General features: G+C 61.1%; 18 protein-coding genes and 1 pseudogene. 10 read left to right on the top strand and 9 right to left on the bottom strand.

Annotated elements, in window-relative coordinates; all coding sequences use genetic code 11:
- Positions 1 to 7 precede the first annotated feature (7 nt).
- From mauA to LKE65_RS06330, 5 genes are all read right to left on the bottom strand, one after another.
- Complete coding sequence (gene mauA / locus LKE65_RS06350) at positions 8 to 598, bottom strand: methylamine dehydrogenase (amicyanin) small subunit (RefSeq protein ID WP_086646666.1); 591 nt, start codon at positions 596 to 598, stop codon at positions 8 to 10.
- Positions 585 to 1190, bottom strand: coding sequence for a redoxin family protein (locus tag LKE65_RS06345; RefSeq protein WP_278740764.1), 606 nt, complete (start codon positions 1188 to 1190; stop codon positions 585 to 587). The genes mauA and LKE65_RS06345 overlap by 14 nt, the downstream gene beginning before the upstream one ends.
- Positions 1187 to 1777: a MauE/DoxX family redox-associated membrane protein gene (locus LKE65_RS06340; protein ID WP_278740763.1), complete on the bottom strand. Its 591-nt coding sequence runs from the start codon at positions 1775 to 1777 to the stop codon at positions 1187 to 1189. Before LKE65_RS06340 ends, LKE65_RS06345 begins: the two co-directional genes overlap by 4 nt.
- Positions 1774 to 2970 carry an amine dehydrogenase large subunit gene (locus tag LKE65_RS06335; protein WP_278740762.1) on the bottom strand — a complete coding sequence of 399 codons (1197 nt, stop codon included), beginning with the start codon at positions 2968 to 2970 and terminating at the stop codon, positions 1774 to 1776. The genes LKE65_RS06340 and LKE65_RS06335 overlap by 4 nt, the downstream gene beginning before the upstream one ends.
- Positions 2971 to 3110: 140 nt before the next feature.
- Positions 3111 to 3998, bottom strand: a complete 888-nt coding sequence (locus LKE65_RS06330) for a LysR family transcriptional regulator (RefSeq protein WP_278740761.1) — start codon at positions 3996 to 3998, stop codon at positions 3111 to 3113.
- Positions 3999 to 4059: 61 nt separating this feature from the next.
- Here LKE65_RS06330 and LKE65_RS06325 point away from each other — a divergent pair, with 61 nt between their 5' ends.
- The 4 genes from LKE65_RS06325 (at position 4060) to LKE65_RS06310 (ending at position 6698) form a co-directional block, all read left to right on the top strand.
- Positions 4060 to 4545, top strand: coding sequence for a PACE efflux transporter (locus tag LKE65_RS06325; RefSeq protein WP_233129133.1), 486 nt, complete (start codon positions 4060 to 4062; stop codon positions 4543 to 4545).
- 148 nt (positions 4546 to 4693) lie between these two features.
- Entirely contained in the window at positions 4694 to 4930 is a 237-nt protein-coding gene (locus tag LKE65_RS06320; protein ID WP_086646664.1) for a (2Fe-2S)-binding protein, read from the top strand.
- A 76-nt stretch (positions 4931 to 5006) separates the two neighbouring features.
- Positions 5007 to 5969, top strand: a complete 963-nt coding sequence (locus tag LKE65_RS06315) for an NAD(P)H-dependent glycerol-3-phosphate dehydrogenase (RefSeq protein WP_278740760.1) — start codon at positions 5007 to 5009, stop codon at positions 5967 to 5969.
- A 195-nt stretch (positions 5970 to 6164) separates the two neighbouring features.
- Positions 6165 to 6698 carry a Dps family protein gene (locus LKE65_RS06310; RefSeq protein WP_086646663.1) on the top strand — a complete coding sequence of 178 codons (534 nt, stop codon included), beginning with the start codon at positions 6165 to 6167 and terminating at the stop codon, positions 6696 to 6698.
- A gap of 109 nt (positions 6699 to 6807) precedes the next feature.
- Here the strand turns inward: LKE65_RS06310 and LKE65_RS06305 are convergent, their stop codons facing one another.
- Positions 6808 to 8439 carry a bifunctional aspartate transaminase/aspartate 4-decarboxylase gene (locus LKE65_RS06305; RefSeq protein ID WP_086646567.1) on the bottom strand — a complete coding sequence of 544 codons (1632 nt, stop codon included), beginning with the start codon at positions 8437 to 8439 and terminating at the stop codon, positions 6808 to 6810.
- A gap of 134 nt (positions 8440 to 8573) precedes the next feature.
- A complete protein-coding gene (locus LKE65_RS06300) occupies positions 8574 to 9782 on the bottom strand; it encodes an AI-2E family transporter (protein WP_233129132.1) in 1209 nt (402 codons plus the stop codon).
- Between the two features lie 216 nt (positions 9783 to 9998).
- Between LKE65_RS06300 and LKE65_RS06295 the strand changes: the two genes are divergently transcribed.
- Positions 9999 to 10760, top strand: coding sequence for a TetR/AcrR family transcriptional regulator (locus LKE65_RS06295; protein WP_086646566.1), 762 nt, complete (start codon positions 9999 to 10001; stop codon positions 10758 to 10760).
- 39 nt (positions 10761 to 10799) lie between these two features.
- Here LKE65_RS06295 and msrB read toward each other — a convergent pair whose 3' ends face one another.
- Entirely contained in the window at positions 10800 to 11210 is a 411-nt protein-coding gene (gene msrB, locus LKE65_RS06290) for a peptide-methionine (R)-S-oxide reductase MsrB (RefSeq protein ID WP_095349966.1), read from the bottom strand.
- Positions 11211 to 11508: 298 nt separating this feature from the next.
- Between msrB and LKE65_RS06285 the strand changes: the two genes are divergently transcribed.
- The 5 genes and pseudogenes from LKE65_RS06285 to LKE65_RS06265 form a co-directional block, all read left to right on the top strand.
- The gene (locus LKE65_RS06285; protein WP_278740759.1) at positions 11509 to 13005 is read left to right on the top strand and encodes a sodium:solute symporter; all 1497 of its coding nucleotides are present in this window, start codon (positions 11509 to 11511) and stop codon (positions 13003 to 13005) included.
- Positions 13002 to 13982 (top strand): N-acetylmuramic acid 6-phosphate etherase, encoded by a 981-nt coding sequence (locus LKE65_RS06280; protein WP_278740758.1) that lies wholly within the window; start codon positions 13002 to 13004, stop codon positions 13980 to 13982. Before LKE65_RS06285 ends, LKE65_RS06280 begins: the two co-directional genes overlap by 4 nt.
- A complete protein-coding gene (locus tag LKE65_RS06275) occupies positions 13982 to 14995 on the top strand; it encodes an N-acetylglucosamine kinase (protein ID WP_278740757.1) in 1014 nt (337 codons plus the stop codon). The genes LKE65_RS06280 and LKE65_RS06275 overlap by 1 nt, the downstream gene beginning before the upstream one ends.
- Positions 14992 to 17253 carry a beta-N-acetylhexosaminidase gene (locus LKE65_RS06270; RefSeq protein WP_278740756.1) on the top strand — a complete coding sequence of 754 codons (2262 nt, stop codon included), beginning with the start codon at positions 14992 to 14994 and terminating at the stop codon, positions 17251 to 17253. Before LKE65_RS06275 ends, LKE65_RS06270 begins: the two co-directional genes overlap by 4 nt.
- A gap of 72 nt (positions 17254 to 17325) precedes the next feature.
- A pseudogene (locus LKE65_RS06265) lies at positions 17326 to 17523 on the top strand (transposase); the annotation flags it as partial.
- Positions 17524 to 17756: 233 nt separating this feature from the next.
- Here the strand turns inward: LKE65_RS06265 and LKE65_RS06260 are convergent.
- Entirely contained in the window at positions 17757 to 18566 is an 810-nt protein-coding gene (locus LKE65_RS06260; protein WP_278740755.1) for an acid phosphatase, read from the bottom strand.
- Positions 18567 to 18591 lie beyond the last annotated feature (25 nt).

The following is an 18591-nucleotide window of genomic DNA, read 5'->3' as shown; positions in this document are numbered from 1 at the left end:
CGCATGCTCAGGAAGCTTTCCCGATCACGGCGGCGGTGGAGCAGTTGTACATTTCCGACGTACCCGTGCCGAAGCACCAGATGATGTCGTTATTGGCCATGGGGCGGTAGGAGGGCTGGTCCCCGTCCGTGCCAAGGCAGGTCACTTCGTTACACGAATCCTGACCACAGCAGTCACGGTAGGCAATCATGTAGGAATTACCATCCTGCGGGTTGTAGCAGCTCCCGATCCATGATGTGGGGGACGGAGCCGTACCGGGCGGGCAGCTATGAACCCCACCACCGCAGGACGTGCACAGGTTGCCGTCAATGGCGCAATAACGCCAGTAATCGCACGCATTGGCATCCTTGACCTGTGCCTTGGTGCCAAAAGGCGTTGGCGCCTTGGAGGCAGCCTTGCCCGCAGCAGGCGTTGCTGCCGAAGCACGGCTGACCGGCAGCAGCGGGAACAGCGGCACGGCAGCCGCAAGCCCGCCCAGACGGGCCACCACACCACGGCGGGACGTACGCCCCGCAAAGCGGCGCAGCACGGATTCGGTCATACGGTCGAACAGGGAGACATCCTGTTCCGTTTTTTGAGTGTGTTCAGAAGGCAACATGCGCATTCGCTCCTGTATCGGCTGGCGCTGCGGAGTGTGTGGAGGCCACGCCATCCAACACCCCTTCAATCTGCCGCCGCGTATTAACTAGGTCTTTGGCCAGTATGGTGCCGCGCTCATCAAGCACTACCACCGCTGGCATACGGTTGATTTGAAGAACCAGAGCCAGTTCAACCCCGGTTATAAGTGGAACACCCTGCATTTCTGGCCGGGCCAGCTGCATGGCTTTAAGTTCGGGTTCGGGGCCGTCCCCTACAAACACAAGGTCCAGCCCACGCTCGGCAGCAATCTGGCGCGCAATGGGGGAGACACGCTTGCACACGGGGCACTCCGCCGCCACAAACAGCAAAAGCTGCCTGCGACCTGCGGGAAGAACATCCCCTACGGTAAAGGGCTGGCCATCCAGCGTATGCAGGATCAGGCGCGGGACCACCTGCCCCACGTCCAGACCGGGCTTGACCTCCTGGTTACCCAGCGGTGCCAGCCGCTCGTGCAGCACACCGATCTGGCGGGCCAGTGCAACCAGCACAACGGCCAGCACAAACACCAGAACAACCAGAACAGCCTGCCAGAGGCACAACAGCATAATCATGCGCCGTGCTCCTGCATGCCGGACCCGGGCACATGCACCGGTGGCAATACCTGCATGGCCTGCCACAGCAGATACAGGCACACGCCCCCTACAACCCCCTGTCCCCACAGTACGGGAGCAACCCCATACCCAAAGACAAGGCCCATGCAGGGCACAAGAGCCAGCACGGCACAGGCCAGAGTGCGCAGCACAACTGCCCAGGAGAGCTTTTGACCAGCCACCCCCGGCGTGCACCCACACGACAGATCCGTACGGCCGCGCAGCACATTCACGCCCATGGCGCAGGCAAACACGACCAGCAGCACCGCCGCAGCCATGCTGCCAACACCTGCCCCGATACCGGAAAACAGCAAAGCAGCGACCCCGATTTCGGCTACAGCCAGTGCCCAGGCCGCACTTTCGTGCGACCATGCAGGCAACAGGCGGTAAGCAGCAAGTGTGCCCAAAAACGTGTCATGCGCACGCAGTTTGGCAATACCGGCCACCATAAACAGGGCGCCAATACCACCTGCACACAAAGCCGCTACCAGTTGCCCTGTCTCAACGCACCATACGGGTGCCTGAAAAGGCGAAGCCTGCAGGCTCATCCTTCACCCGGCGCAACCGTGAAAATCAAAGACGTACCAAGCCCTTTCATGGTCCGCAGCAGCTTGCCGGTGCGGGCGTCGGAGATAAAGAAGTTGCCATCTTCATCCGCAGTAAACATCAGCGGGCTTGCGTCCTGCGTCACGCCGACCATGGTGCTGGCCACCTTGAGCGGCATACGGCGGATACGCTTGTGCGTGTCCGTGTTGTACACCCAGACTTCGGTCCCGGAATCCTTGTGGGTCCAGAACGTGCCACGGTGCATGAGCACATACAGCTCGTGCGTGTCTTTGTGCAGGGCGGACATCTGCCACCCACCCGGACGCCAGGTGACTTCAAACGGTGCCGTAGCATCGGACCCGGGCTTGAGACCTGCCCCTTCCTGCAAGGACCATGCAGGCTGCACAACACTGTTGGCAGACAGGGTGGTTGGGTAAACCTTGCCGCTATAGCTGATGAAATACGTAGAACCGTCTTTGGCAACACTGGGGCTCTGTTCAAAAATGCCGTCTTTGTCGGGCTCAAAGAACGCAGCGCTGTGGGTTACACTGGCCTTGCCATCTGCCTCGACACTGACATTGCTCAGAGTACCATCACCACACAGGGAGGAAAAACCGGCATTGCCCCAGGCGTATGCAAGGGCGCAGCCGGGAATTTCCACCGTATGGGTAACTTTGTGTTCCTTTGTGTCCACCACCTGCACCGCGTTGGCGGGGCTCATCTGGTACACATAAACCCGTGCGCCATCGGCGCTGATGGCCATGTCGTTCCGCTTGGGGGTCACCAGTGCGCGGGACGGCAGTTTTTCATCCGCAGTCAGCTTGAGTGTCTGGGAATCGTATTCGGCCAGAAGGTCGTTCCGTGCGCCACGGTTGCCGCGTTCCCATGTGGTTTCACCCACATAAAAGTGGCTGGCATCGGGGCTGAGCACCATGTTGGGGTTGTAGGCAGCCTGCACCATACCCAGCAATACGCCACGGTCGGCGTCCACCACATCAACACGGCCATCCTTGTTATGGGTGTAAACCGCGTCTTCCACCAAAATGGTGTGGGAGCTGTAAGGTTTTAGGGTGACCACGTCGCTCTGCTCGGTTTGCAGGACGGGTTCGGCGGCCTGAACGGTGGCTGCTGAAAAAAAGGCCGCACTGCCAAGAAGCAGGCCAAGCCATGATTTGCGGGGGCTAAGAAGGGACATGCAGACCTGTTTTTCTCTCGTTTTCCTTCAGGATTTTCGTATCATAGTCGTTACTGTTGCCTTTTCAACACAAAAATTGCACACATATGTCAACAACCTGACACGACCGGGAACCGACCGCGGAAATCCGGTGGTCGATTTTAAAAATTCCCTTCTTTTTTAAAAAATCGTTGCAAAAGCCACCGCGCGGCAACCCCGTGGGAACCCTTGGCGTGCCAGACCACGGCAAGGGGCACCAGACGGTTGCCTGCATCAAATTGTTGCTCCAGCACCACAATGTCCGGTGCGGCGGGCGATGCCGCCAGAACATGGTCGGATACAAAGGCCCAGCCTATGCCCTGGCGCACCAGTTCCAGAATGACCCAGTGGCTTTCCACCCACCAGACTTCCCCCGCCAGCCGCAGGTAATGCCGCTCGCGCTCCTGCCCACGGGCCGCGACCAGAATCTGGCGGTAGCGTTTAAGCTCCTCCCACGCTACGGGGCCACCCTGTGCCAGCGGGTGGTTGCGCCCGCACACCAGCTTGAGCGGCACCCGCCCGATGGTGCGGAAGGCAAGTTCGGGTGGCATGCGGTGCTGCTGCCACATAACCCCAAGCTGGGCGGCACCATCACGCACCAACTGGCCGACATCCTCCATGAGTGGAAACAGGATTTCCATTTCCACATGCGGAAAAACCTGTGCAAATTCCGCAAAAACCGGGCCAAGAGCATGCTCGGGGTATAGTTCGTCTATGGCGACAACCAGCTTGTTCTCCACCCCGCTTTCCAGCGAGCGGGCAACGCCAATCAGGTGTTCACGCCGTTCCAGCACCACGCGGGCCTCACGCAGCAGGCGCTCGCCATCCACGCTCAGTACGGGGGTGCGCCCTGTGCGCACAAACAGGACAACCCCAAGGTCCACCTCCAGATTGGCCACATGCGTACTAATAGCCGACTGGGCGCGCCCCAGCGCACGCGCCGCCGCGGAAAAAGACCCCGCATCCACCGTGGCCACAAAGGCTTCAAGCTGTTCGAGAGAAACGTTCATCCATCTGTTTTTCCGATAGGTTCCATCTTTTCTTTCCTATCAGGCTCGATAGATTGCCGCCATGTCAACTTACTCTTCCAGCCAGCCCCCGGCCATGCGCGCGGCAGGGCTACCCGCACCTCCTGTGGTTCCCATGCGTTCGGGCATGGACCGCCTGCGCCATGTTCTGCTGTTCGAGCTTATTGCGCTCTCCATTACCATTCCGGCTGGTAGCGCCCTGTTTGGCCTGCACGAATCCGCCATGGGCGTTATTGGCCTTGGCAGCGCCATAACCGCCATGGTGTGGAACTACCTGTACAACCTGATTTTTGACCGGGTCATGACCCATCTTTACCGCACCACGCACAAAACCATGCGCGGGCGGCTGGTGCATACCCTATTGTTCGAGGCCGGGTTGCAGGTGGCCCTTGTGCCGGGGATTGCCCTGTACACCCATGCCCCGCTGATGGAGACGTTCTCGCTCTCCCTCTCCCTTGCCCTGTTTTATCTGGTTTACGCTTTTGTCTTCAACATGGCGTATGACCGGGCCTTCCCCCTCCCGCACTAACCCGCCCCTTGTGGCAGCACGGCAGGGGGCACGGCCCCCTGTAATCACTTTTTGGGGCAAATGAGGAGTGCAGCGCACGGAAAGTATTGCGACTAATTCTCATTTATGGTTGAGTGAGGTCAGACTCGTAACCATGAGGTGCAAAGTAATGGTTGTCTGCTCCTGCAACCTACTGACTCATAAAGATGTTGAAGCCGCCGTGGCCGATGGTGCAAACCACCCGCGTGAGATTTATGCCGCCCGCGGGTGCAAGGCCCAGTGCGGCAACTGCGTTAAAGGCGTTGTGTGCCTGCTGCGCGAAGCCAAAATGAGGCACATGCAGCAGGCTGAACTGGCCGCCCACGCCGCCCGCCAGCAGAGCGTGGCCATGGCTGCTTCTGCCTGAGCACACGCCAGCCGGGCTTATTCCTGCCCTTTTACCCCGCTTGCACACTCCTCTGGCTTCTGGCACCGATGCAGGCATGAGCGATCCTGTTTTTGTATTTGGCGGCGGTGCCTGGGGCACTGCACTGGCCCTGCATGCTGCCCGCACCGGAGCACAGGTGCACCTGTGGGCACGCAACGCGCAAACCCTGCCCAATGGGGCCATGCCGCGCCTGCCGGACTACCCGCTCCCCCCTACCGTTCACCTTTGCTCCGCATTGCCATCAATTCCGCCGCGCTGCGTGCTGGTTGCCGTGCCCACGCAGTATCTGGCCTCTGTTCTGCCTCTGCTGCCCACTGGTGTTGCCGCCATTTTGTGCTGCAAGGGCATAGAACGCCAGACACTGGCTTTTCCGCTGGATATTCTCGCGCGGGAGCGGGCAGATGTCCCCGGCGCTGTGCTGTGCGGCCCCAATTTTGCGCGCGAGATTGCAGCAGGCCTGCCCGCAGCCGCCGTGCTGGCGGCCCCGGACGCCGCACGCGCGCAAAACCTGAGCACCCTGCTTTCCACCCCCCTGTTCCGCCTTTACGCCAGCACGGACTGTGTGGGGGTGCAGCTTGGGGCCGCAGCCAAAAATGTAATTGCCGTAGCCTCGGGCGTGACCATAGGCGCAGGTCTGGGCGAAAACGCACGCGCAGCCCTGATTACCCGCGGACTGGCCGAAATAACCCGGCTGGCCACAGCCCTTGGCGGGCAGGCGGCAACGCTGGCGGGCCTTGCGGGGCTGGGGGATCTGCTCCTGACCTGCACGGGTGCATCCTCGCGCAATTATCAGATGGGGCTTGCCCTTGGGCAGGGGATGAACACGCAAACCGCCCTGAACAGCCTGCCCGGCGTGGCCGAGGGGGTAACAACGGCTGCCGCCCTGCAAAGGCTTGCCCGCACCCATGGGGTGGAAACCCCCATAACCGACTGCATTGCCGCCTTTATGGAAGGGCAGATAACCCTGCAACAGGCCACCCACAACCTGCTCAGCCGCCCGCTTAAAAGCGAGGTTTAGCCGCCCGTCCTGCGCACAGGCTGTAGCAGGCTACGCTCTGGCAATGCGCGCACCCCGTTTTGTCACGTTCGTGTGAGGGGTGGAGTCTTTGCCCGCATGGGGTTGTATCTGCCCATGCACTTTCCACGTTGGATGCAGCGGTGGGGGAACACCCCGCACCGCAGACTGACATTTATTGGAAAGGCTGGCATTCCCATGACCAAACCCAATGCTTCAGAACGTCACATCAAGGAATATCTTGGCACGCCCACAGACCTGAAGGCCGAAAAGGTCAAGGCTGTGGCCGCAGGTCTGGCCGAGGTTCTGGCGGATGTGTTCGCCCTTTACATCAAAACCAAGAACTTCCACTGGCATATGAGTGGCCGCCACTTCCGCGATTACCACCTGTTACTGGACGAGCAGAGCCAGCAGATTTTTGCCATGACCGACCCTCTGGCCGAGCGCGCACGCAAGATTGGCGGCACCACGCTGCACTCCGTTGGGGAAATCAGCCGCAAAACGGCCATTCTGGATAACGATGCCCTGTACGTCACCCCCGAGGACATGCTGGCCGAACTGCGCGAAGACAATCTGACCCTGACCAAACGCCTGCGCGCGGTGCATGAAATCTGTGATGATGCCCACGATGTTGCCACCGCCAGCCTGCTGGAAAACTGGATTGATGAAACAGAGCGCCGCACATGGTTCCTGTTTGAAACCACCCGCCCGGTTTTTGGCAAAAATGACTGACGGCCGCAGGGGCTAGCGCCCCCACGCAACCAGCCCCGCGCAGGTCATGCGGGGCAATACCGGGCAGGCTGGAACAGGGTTTACCCCCTACCCCGGCCTTTGCCCGGCTTTAGTGTGCCGCAGGTGCGGGGGCTACGGCCTTAACCCCTTTTTCCGCGCAGTAGCGGGCATAATATTCATCCGCCATGCGCCGCAGGGCCGTACCTATGGCTGCATACTGGTACTCGTTAAGATTGGCGAGCGAGGCCCGGGCCGATGGGCGTTTAACGGCAAAGCCATCACCGGGCAGCAGCACCACGCCTGTTTCTTCCGCAATGCGGAACAGGATGGTCTGGTAGTCCACCTTGGTCATCAACCACCGGGCAAAGCGGCGGCCATAAAGCTGCGTGACCACATTGGCCAGATCAATCAGCGTATAATAGTGGGTGCTGCCATCATCATCCGGCGCTTTTACGCCCAGATCGCGGTACAGGGCCAGCTCACGCCGGTGTAACAGGCGTTTGAGCGCGTTTTTATACGCATCCCGCCCATCCATAAGAGCAAACAGGGCAAACAGCACCATCTGCACCTGCTGGGGGGTGGACAGGCCCGCCGTGTGGTTAAGGGCCACGGTGCGGCTATCGGCCACCAGACGGTCAATAAACTTCAGGCCACGCACGTCGGGAGTGAGCGAGGCGTAGCGCTTGTCCAGCTCCTGTTTTTCGGCTTCGGGCAGGGCTGCCAGCGCGTGATCCAGCACGTTGTTCTGGTGCATGGCCACAACACCAAGCCGCCAGCCCGTGGAACCGAAATACTTGGAGAAAGAATAAACCAGCACCGTATTGTATGGGCAAATGGCGTAAATGGACCGGAAATCATCGGCAAAAGTGCCGTACACATCATCGGTGACAATAATCAGGTCCGGGCGTTTTTTGACAATTTCGGCAATGCGGGCAAGCCCTGCATCGCTCATACGGACCGATGGCGGGTTGCTGGGGTTAACCACCAGAAAAATCTTGACCGAGGGATCAAGCAGTTTGTCCAGTTCCTCTGGCGGGTACTGCCACCCGGCCTCGGGGTCGGCATTAATAGCCACTTCCTGCAACTGGTAGTCCCGCAGTTCCGGGATTTCCACGTACGGGGTAAAGACTGGCATGCCAATGGCGGCCTTGTCCCCCGGCCGGATCAGCCCGTTCTCCCGCAGGGAGGCAAAAATATAGCTGATGGCAGCCGTTCCCCCTTCCAACGCAAACAGGTCTGTCGTGCTTTCGGGCATGGTGCCGCCTGCCATTTCGTGCAGCAGGTAGTGGCGCACCACCTGTTCGGCATAGCGGAGCATGCGGGGTGGGGTCGGGTAGTCACACCCCAGAATGCCGGCCGTGGCTTCTAGCAGGAACGCATCAGCTGGCAGGCCCATCTGGTCACGCACATAGGACAGGGCACGGCGCAGGAAGGCCACGCCGGGCACATCCTTGTTGGCTGCCAGAAATGCCTCAAACCGGGCTTCTATTCCTGCACGGCGGGGCATCCCCCCCACCCCTTCAGCCATATAGGAAAAGGTGAGCGCAGAATCGGCTGCGGCAAACATGCCAAGCTGAAAAAAGCCCTGCCGGGGCAAGGTCGCCAGAAAGTTGGGGTTGCCGCGCCCTGCATCCAGCATGGCCCGCTGTGCCCGCCCCGAGGCCAGCCGGATAAGCTGGTCCTTGAGTTCAAACGGGCTGAGGTGCCGGTATTTCTGAAAGTCGTCGGCTGGGCTGGACATCCCGTGCTTCCTTCAAGCGGATATTCTTGTTGTGGGGAATGTGCATGCACACAAGCGGGAAAACCACCCCCAAAAACGCAGATCGTGCCTGTTTTGTCCTGTTTTTTACCCTTTTATGCCAAAAACGCGCGCTGTCAGACCTGTTCTTCCTCCGGCAGGGGGGCGGTCAGGTGGTCGATCACCGCCAGCAGCACGGCCGTAATGGGGGAGGCAAAAGCAAAGCCCCACATCCCCAGAAAAGCGCCAAATATGGTCTGGGAAAGAATGGTCAGCGCAGGCGGCATGCTGACCGCCCTTTTCTGAATGAAGGGAGACATCACATACCCTTCAAACGCCTGAATAAAGGCATACAGCCCCGCCACCATAAGGGCCTCACGCGGGCTGATGGACAGGGCGATCAGCAAGGCAGGCACTGCCCCGATAAACGTACCCAGATAGGGAATGAAGTTGGCCGTACCCGCAACCAGCCCAAGCGGGAAAGCAAGCGGCATACCCAGCAGGGACAGGCCAACCCATGTCAGCACGCCCACAACGGTCATATCCAGCAGCTGCCCCGCAACCCAGGCAGAGAGCACATGGGCTGTTGTGCGGATCAGCTCACGCGCGGTGCCACGGTAGCGCGTGGGTACCAGCCGCAGCAGGCCATTGGCATACAGGTGGGGGGAGAGCGCAAAATACACCCCCGCAATCACAATAACCACCAGCGTACCTGCCGACCCGAAGGTGGAGGTCAGCACGTTGGTCATGGAGCCTGCAAAATCTATTCCGCCAGCTCCCTCCGACCCAAGGGGGCCGGATGTCTGGTTGCCACCAAAAAAGCGGGGAATGTGGTTGAGCACCGAATGCCCGATCGGGTTTTTGTCCAGTGCGGCATGCAGGGCATCGCGCTCATGGGTCAGGGCCGCATACAGGTGGGAAAGCTGGGTGACCAGCTCGGGGCCGGACACATGCACAACAAACGAAACACCCCCCACAAGCCCGGCAAGGAACAGCACAACCGCCACCCACTGCCGCATGGGCAGCACCCGGCAGATCAACCGCGCGGCACCATGCAGGACCACCGCCACAAGGGCTGCGGCAAACACCACCATAACCACGGCCCCACCCGCATAAATGAACAGCCCCACACACAGGGCCGCCACCACGGCGATGGCAAGCTGGTAAAAGCGGCGCAGAATACGCCCCAGCTTTTGCACGTTCAGGGCCAGAACGGCTATCTGCTCCGCGCTGGCGGTCCCCGCCGCATCTGCCATGGGGGTGGGGGGCAACCCTTTATACGCACTGGTCTGGCCGGGCTGGTCTGGTGCGGGAGCCTGTTCGCCCTCAAGCATCTGCTGTTCCACTGGGGTTATTTCCTGACATGATCGTGCGCCACATGGTATGTGTGCTTTGTGTGTGGCGGAAAAGAGCTGCCGCAACACCCCCTTTTCTTGCAACACATTCTTGCGTCGCACGGAAAGACCTCGAAATAAAAACACGACACGGGTATAAAACCGCCACATTGCAGATGTGTTTCCCTACCCCTTCCCCTACACCAGCTAACACAAAGCGGATAATCGTTGTCTGAGCCCCCAGCCCCCCGTTCACCCAAAGGTTACCTGAGCAAGGCCCTTACCTTTGCCACCCGTCCTCTGGACATGGCAAACCCTTGCCTGCAGGGGCGTAAACGGCGCTGTGGGCGACCCACGACCGATGTTACGGAAGACCTTGACCAGTATCTGCTGGAAATAGCGGCGGGCCTGTTTGTGCAGCATGGCTATGCGGGCACCTCCATCGACCAGATCGCCCGCAAGGCGTGCGCCAGCAAACAGACAATCTACCGTCGCTATTCCTCCAAGGAAGCGCTGTTCATAGCAGTGGTCACCAACCTGACCGGCTCGGTACTGCGGGCCATGGAACAGACCCCCCTGACCAACCCGCTGGAGGAGCTGCGCCACATCAGCCGCCTGATGCTGGATTTGACCCTCCGCCCCGATGCGCTGGGCACGTACCGGATTCTCATAGCCGACGGGCACCGCCACCCATCCCTGCAACAGCAGGCGGTGGCGGCCATTGGCCAGCCTTTCCATAATAATTTTGTGCGCCTGCTCAAAGCTGCGGAGCAGAAAGGCCAGATCAACCCCGGCCATGCCACGGATACCACGGCCCGCCTGCTGACCGGCATGGTTACCGGCTGGCCAATGGAAGACAGCCTTTTTGGCCTTGATCCGCTCAAGACCGAGGAAGAGCGCGATGCTTTTTTTAACGAAGCATGGTCTTTTTTCCTCAACGCCGTAGGGGGGAGGCAGACTGCCCCGGCCCCGCAACAGGTTCCGGGCTGAGCACACACCTGCGCGCCCCGCCACACCGGGGTTGTGTGTTTACCCGGCGCTGCCCGTAGCACTGGGCCGGAAGTCCAGCGCAAGCCCGTTCATGCAGTAACGCAGCCCGGTCGGGGGTGGCCCGTCGTTAAAGACATGGCCCAGATGGCCCTCGCACTGCGCGCAGTGGGCTTCCTCCCTGACCATGCCGTGGCTTGTATCACGCCGGGTGGCAACGCCCTGCGGCTCTGCCGCCCAGAAGGATGGCCACCCGCTCCCGCTCTCATACTTGGTGGTGGAGGAAAACAGCAGCGTACCGCATGCCGCGCAATGGTAGGTGCCGGGGCGTTTTTCCCCGTTCAGGGGGCTGGAGCCGGGGTATTCCGTGCCATGGCCGAGCAGAATCTGCTCCTGTTCGGGGGTCAGGGGGGCACGGGGGCCACACCCGCCAGAACTGCAACTGCTGGTCATAACGGTTCCTTTCTGCCTCCAACCGGTGCGGTGCACCAGCCACCCCGCACCGGGGCACTACCTGCCGCCCAGACTACCGCTGGCAAGCCTGCTGCGCCAAGCCCCCGGCCTGTCACACTCGGGCGAGCGCCTCCCCCGGGCAGGCCCGCCACGCGGGGCACGGGAATAGAGGCTTGCTGCCCGCGCGGGCTGTTCCTAAAGTTCGTGTGCACCATACCAGCCTTACCCCGCACACGGGCTGGCCCGCCCGGTATGGCGTTCCCCCAGCCCTGCCCCACGGCATGAACAGGACCACACCATGAGCCTTACCGATCTGCTGGTCATGCTGGCCTATCTGGCAGCCATGCCGGTTGTGGCCCTTATGCTGGCGGGTCGCCAGTCCTCCCCCACCGCGTATCTGGAAGGGCACAGGGACCTGCCATGGTGGGCGCTGTGCCTGTCCCTTGTTGCAACGGAAACCTCTACCCTGACCGTCATCAGCGTGCCGGGCATTGCCTATGGGTCGGGCATGGTTTTTGTGGGGCTGGCCCTTGGCTACCTTGGGGGCCGGGCCATTGTTGCGTGGTGGTTCCTGCCCCTTTACCAGCAGGGGCATATGCTCAGCGCCTATGACTGGCTGGGCCGGCGCTTTGGCCCCACCATGCAGCGGCTGGCCTCCGCCACATTCCTGACCACCCGCCTGCTGGCAGAGGCCGTGCGCCTGTTTGCGGGCATGCTCCCTTTGGCCACCATGCTGGCAGCCCTGCACATACACCTGCCCCAGCCCGTGCTGCTGGGGGGCATTATGCTGCTGACCCTGTTCTACACTGTTTGTGGCGGCCTGCGCGCAGTGGTCTGGTCAGACAGTATCCAGTTCGGTCTGTACCTGTTCGGGGCGACTGCTTGCGCGCTGCTGCTCTGGCATGGCGCTCCCGCGGGCACATGGCACAACCTGCAACAGGCGGGACGGCTGCACCTGTTTGCCCATGACGCCCCGTTGCTGAACAGCCCGTTTACACCCCTTGCCGCCCTTGCCGGGGGGGCTTTGCTCTCGGTTGCATCCCACGGTACCGACCAGTTGATGGTCCAGCGTGTGCTGGCCGCACGTAGCCTGCGGGATGCGCGGCTGGCCCTTATGGGCAGCGCGCTGGGGGTGGGCATGCTGTTTGCCCTGCTCAGCCTGACGGGCGTGCTGCTCTGGGCACGCAATGGCGGGCTCACGCTTGCGCAGGCAGGCTATGCCAGCCCGGATGCCATTTTTCCCGCATATATTGTGCACGACCTGCCACCGGGCCTGCGCGGGCTTATGCTGGCGGGTATTCTGGCCGCCACCATGGGCTCGCTCTCGGCTACGCTGTCGGCCATGACCGCCGCCAGTGTGGGAGATTTTGCCCCCCTGTGCGCGCGTGCCGCACGCAGGCTGCGCTGCTCCGCGCTGGGCTTTGCCCGGCTGGTTAGCGTGGTGTGGGCCTGCGCGCTGGTGGCATGTGCGGGACTGTTTGCCCATGCCAGCCAGTCCGCCATTCTGCTTGGCCTGTCCATTGCCGCGTGCGGGTATGGCCCCATGCTGGGCACATTTGTTGCGGGCATGGCCATGCCCCGTGTGCAGGCACGCACACTGGCACCTGCCTTTGCACTAAGCGTGCCGTGCATGGTCTGGGCCATGCTGGCCCTACGCCCCAACGGGCACCCCCTTGCCTTTGCGTGGCTGATCGTACTGGGCGTGATTCTCCTATTCGGGCTAGCCGGCCTGCTCCATATCATGCACCTTAGTCGGTACCCCCTGCCCGCCCGCAACCGGAGGCCAAAATCATGACGACTCAACACACACCAAACCAGCCCCCCCGCACGGAAATGCAGGACCCGCGTTATGACGGACTGGACACATGGCCCACCGCCACCGTGCTGGAAAGCCTGCTGGAAAGCCAGCTCACGGCCACGGCGGCAGTACGCTCCGCTCTGGCGGACATGGAGGCTGCCATTACGCAGGCGGTGCCACGGCTGGAGCGGGGCGGGCGGCTGTTTTACGTAGGGGCAGGCACATCGGGGCGGATTGGCTTGCAGGATGGTGTGGAACTGATCCCAACCTATGGCTGGCCATCGGAGCGGCTGGTGCTGCTGCTGGCAGGCGGGGAGGCCGCCCTGTTCAGCCCCGTGGAGGGCGCTGAAGATGATGAGGACGAAGCCCAGCGCGCCATAACCAGCCACACCCCCACGGCTGATGATGTGGTGATCGGCATTGCCGCAAGCGGGAACACCCCCTACACCTGCGCAGCCCTTGCCAGCGCCCGCTTTTGCGGCAGCCTGACCATTGGCCTGTCCTGCACCCCCGCAGCCCGCCTGCTGGCCGAAACCGACATAGGCATCCTGACCGAAACCGGGCCGGAAGTCGTTGCAGGCTCCACCCGCATGAAGGCAGGCACTGCGCAGAAAATCTGCCTCAACCTGCTTTCCACCACACTCATGATCCGCCTTGGCCATACGTGGCGGGGGCATATGGTGGACATGCGCATTGTCAACACCAAGCTGGTGCACCGCGCACTACGGATGATTACCCAGTTAACCGACTGCTCGGACACACAGGCACAGGCCGCCCTGCTCAAGGCGGATGGGTCCATCAAACTGGCTATACTGCTGCGTCAGGGGCTGGAACCCGCACAGGGGCGCATGCTGCTCCGCCTATGCGACGGGCACCTGCGCCGGGCACTGGACCTGCTGGCTGTGCAGGCTGCACGTGGCGTAGGCCCCGCCGTCCATAACACCACACCCGCGCCCGAACAGATGCTGTATTAATGCCCCCGGCCCAGACCCTTCTTGCACTCGATGGCGGAGGCACCCATACCCGCGTTGCCCTGATCACGCGGGATGGTGGCCTGCTGGCCCACACCACCGGCCCCGGCTGCAACCCCTATGACCGGCCAGACTGGGCCGAACACCTGCATACCCTGCTGCGCGCACTCCCCCATAACGGCCTGTGCGCGGCCGTATTGGGCATGGCCGGGTATGACGGGGCGCGCTCTTCCTCCCACCAGCAGGTGGACGTTGCCCGCGCAGCCCTTGGGCCAGACATCCCGCTGGAGCTGGAAAACGATGTGCAGACCGCCCACCGGGCTGCCTTTGCCGGAGGGGCGGGGGTTTTTGTGCTGGCAGGCACAGGCTCCGTAGCGCAGGCGTGCACGCAAGATGGGCACACCACCCGCGCAGGCGGCTGGGGCTGGCTGTTCGGGGATGAAGGAGGCGGCTACTGGATTGGCTGCCAGGCCCTTAACCACGCCGCCCGTTTTCTGGACGACCCCACAACACCCTTTGCGCCCTTTGCACGCGCCGTGCTGCATGCGCTGGAACTACCCGACCACGGCCCCAACGCCGCCGACGCCTTGCGCGAGTGGCTGCGCACCCGCCCCCACCCACGCTCTGCCGTTGGGGATGTGGCCCCCATAGTCCATGCACTGGCCCAGACGCATGCCCCCCATGCTCTGGCCATACTGCATGCGGCGGCTGCGCATCTGGCCGATCTGGCGCATACGGCCTGCCGCGGCCTTGTGCCACCCCCTGCTGCACCCACCAGCCCTCCGGCTGAACAGCCCCTGAAAGGCCTGCCGTGGAGCTATGGCGGGAGTGTGATGACCAGCGCGGTCGTCCGTGCGCGTGTGAGCACACTGCTGGGCCAGCCCGCAACCCCTCCCGCCCTGCCCCCACTGGGTGGCGCCGCCCTGCGTGCAGCCCAGCTGGCAGGCTGGGAGGTAGATGCGGCATGGGTGCACAGGCTTGCAACCTCACTTTCGGTGCAAAACACACAGCCATGATTGCTCACTTTTTCAAATCCATCCCGGCCAGAACACTGCTCCTATGTGGCCTTGCCCTGGCTGGGGGCACACCCTGTGTGGCCATGGCGCAAAATGCGCTGGACACATCCCCCGGCACGCCCCAACTGGCTTTTGTGCGCAATAGCGTACGCCTGCCGCTGATCATGCCAGCACCGACTGTTCTACAGGCATCAGGGGCAGCCTTTGCCCTGCCCCAAAGCCTGACCCTGCATTGGAACAGCCCACCAAACCCGCTGTTGCTCCGGGCTGTAGAGCGGTTGCGTACCCGGCTTTGCATACTGGCAGGCAGGCCCATTATGTTCACTCAGGCCCCACCTCCACCGGGTGGGCTTGTGCTGAACATCAACACCCCCAAGGACATCACATTCCCCAGCCCCACCATGCGTGAGGGCTATACGCTGGATGTTGCCCCCACCGGCATAACCCTGAATGCACAAGGGGTGGCCGGAGTGCTGCATGGCCTGACCAGCCTGATCCAGCTTGTACGGCAGGAGCGCGATGGCCCCGTGCTGGCACAAGCCCATATTGAGGATACCCCGCGCTTTGCCTGGCGTGGGCTTATGCTGGATACCAGCAGGCACTTCATGCCCCTGCCCGACCTGCTACGCCAGCTGGACGCCATGGAAATGGTCAAGCTGAACGTGCTGCACATCCACCTGTCCGATGGTGCCGCCTTCAGGGTGGAAAGCAGGGTTTTCCCGCGCCTGCACACACTTGGCAGCCATGGGCAGTATTACACGCAGGAGCAGGTTCGCCAGCTTGTGCGTGAGGCTGCGGACAGGGGTATCCGTGTGGTGCCCGAGTTTGATACACCCGGCCACAGCTACGCCATGCTGCTGGCATACCCGCGCTATGCGGCCAACGCCCCGCTCAACACCACCGACCGGGCAGAGATCAACCGCGCAGCCCTGGACCCCACCAACCCGGCTACACTCAGCTTTGTAAACGCCGTGTACGCAGAAATGGCGGGCCTGTTCCCCGACCCCGTTTTTCACATCGGGGGGGACGAGGTGGTGGCAAAACAATGGGCGCAATCCCCCCACATTGCCGCGTATATGAAGCAGCGCCACATAGCCTCGGTTGCAGCCTTGCAGGCGGATTACACCCGCCACGTAGCCCACGCCCTGCGCCTGCGTGGCAAAACCGTTATGGGCTGGGATGAGGTACAGGAAGCCGATATTCCCCCTGACACCATTATAGAAAGCTGGCGCGGCCCCGCCCATACCGCACAGGCCACAGCCGCTGGCCATGACACGGTTATTTCCGGCCCCTATTATCTGGACCGCCTGCTCCCCGCGAGCGCTTACTACACCACAGACCCGCTGGACATGCGCAAGGATGCGGCAGAAGCACAGGCAGCAGCCCAGACCACCGGCCCCAACCCGCCCGACAACCCGCCAACACCCACCGCCACCCCGGCAAAGGCGGAGGACGCCCCTCCACCACCCCTGAATGACTCACAAAAAGCCCATGTGCTGGGTGCGGAAGCCGCCTTGTGGACCGAGGTTGTCTCCCCCGACATGCTGGATGCGCGCATATGGCCACGGGCAGCAGCACTGGCCGAGCGGTTCTGGTCCGCGCCGGAGCAGTGCGATGCCACAACCCTGTACCCCAGACTGGCCATTATGGCAGACCGACTGGACCTGCTGGGGCTGGAGGCGCACGCCAACACCCAGCGCATGCTTGAGCGCCTTGCTCCGGGGGAGACTGAGGCCGCTGCCGTGCTGCTTCAGGCGGTCTCACCCGTGCGTAATTACGCCCATAATCATGAGTTTTTACAAATCCGGCATAAACAGACCGCCACCTTGCAACAGCTCGGCACCCCGGCGGATATTGCCAGCCCAGACAGTTTTGAGGCTGAAACCTTTAATGCCGAAGCCAAAGCCTTTATTGCGGGCCATACCGAACTGCGCCATGAGCTGGAAAATACACTCACCCGCTGGGCCGGTAACGACAACGCCTTTGCCCGCGCAGCAGCCCATAACACGGGGTTGACCCCGGCATTGGCAGCCTCGGCCCAACTGGCCGATCTGGCCCGTGCGGGGCTGGCCGCACTCGGCACCGGGCGCACACTAAACTGGCGCGAAAACGCCCGCACTGCACTGCTTGCTGCCAAAAAGGACATAGCGGCCTCGGCCAGTATTCATGTCGTGACCAATACCCCCCAGCCCGAAGGGGACCTGATCCAGCGGATCGTCCCCGGGGTGGAAGTTCTGCTTGATCAAACCATCCCCTAGGCTCAGGGCTTATTAATGTATTGAACTGAGCGAACGGTAGTGATTCACAGACTTACCGATGGGGGTAAGGCTATGAGTGAAGTGTTTTCGCTGCCTGAGCGCCAGATGAAGCGGATTGAGCCGTTTTTTCCTCTGGTGCACGGAGTGCCTCGTGTGAATGACCAGTGTGTTCTGAGCGGGATCGTTTATGTCATCCGTAACGGTCTTCAGTGGAAAATTGGTCCGAAAGCGTATGGTCTTCACAAGACGTTATACAACCGCTTTATCCGGTAGAGCCGCCTGATCTCTGATATTACTCCTCGTTCAGACACTAAAACCAGAATCGCAAGCTACCAAGACCTACCAATCCGATTTTCGTAGCCAGGATATCTTCTACGTTCGATGCTACAAAGCCTGCCGACACCCAACTAGCAAAACCAATAGTACCCGGAAGAAGCGTATATTTAAGGGAATTTCTGCCGATCCCCATTTTCCATCCCTCCGGTTTTATAAATCTATTTATTCTAAAACGCTTCTTGGGATGCTTCGTGCTCTAAAGCGCAAGTCGCACTCTCCGCGGGTGTCGCTTTAACACGCGCATTTTGTAATTCTTTACGAATTGAGTCCATTTTTTCTGCAAACCATGGCTGCTCCTGTATGGCCGCAAACATGGCGCTGCCATTCATGTAGCCTGCCTGTACATCGCTTTTCCAATGCACACCGCAGACAATACGGCTTTCGCCAAAAATTCGTCCACGTTGCATGATTTGACTTGAACGTTCCGGCATAGCGCTACTTAGGATAGAGGCGACCAGCCAGCCCCATGTAGTATGCCCAGATGGATAGGAAAAACTCGATGCCAGTTTGTCGGCATCTGGCGTGCAAACAGGCTGACTTGTACCCACGAAAGGCCGTTGCCGCCGCCAATTCTCTTTTTCTTCCGTTATCCGCTGTTCAAGGGGCTTTTCCAATGCGTTCAAAACAGCAACAAGAGTGGGGAGTTCGCTCGGCAAAAGCTTGAATCCTGCAGCACATGAAAAGTCACTAATCATATGTTCTGGATTAAGATCCGCGTCATTGTGCGCCAGTTTCCAGCGATTACTGTTTTTTAAAGCCCGCGTACTTTCAAAAGCCTGTATGTCAGCTTCCTGCGCATGAGATTTGATGGCTGGCGGCGGCGGCAAAAATCCTCGGCCATCTGGCAACATTATCGTTGCTGCGTGCCCGACTTGAAGTGGAATCAGCGTGTCACCGCAAATCAGCATCGTTAGAAGGATCAGAGCACCACGATCCATAAGAATAACCTCAATACGTTTTAAGAAAGCGGATGTCATACTGCATCCCGAGCATGCTTGACCG

It is taken from the genome of Acetobacter fabarum, from assembly GCF_022483405.1.
In the GTDB taxonomy this organism is placed as follows: Bacteria; Pseudomonadota; Alphaproteobacteria; order Acetobacterales; family Acetobacteraceae; genus Acetobacter; species Acetobacter fabarum.
This window is presented reverse-complemented; position numbering and strand designations above follow the sequence as displayed.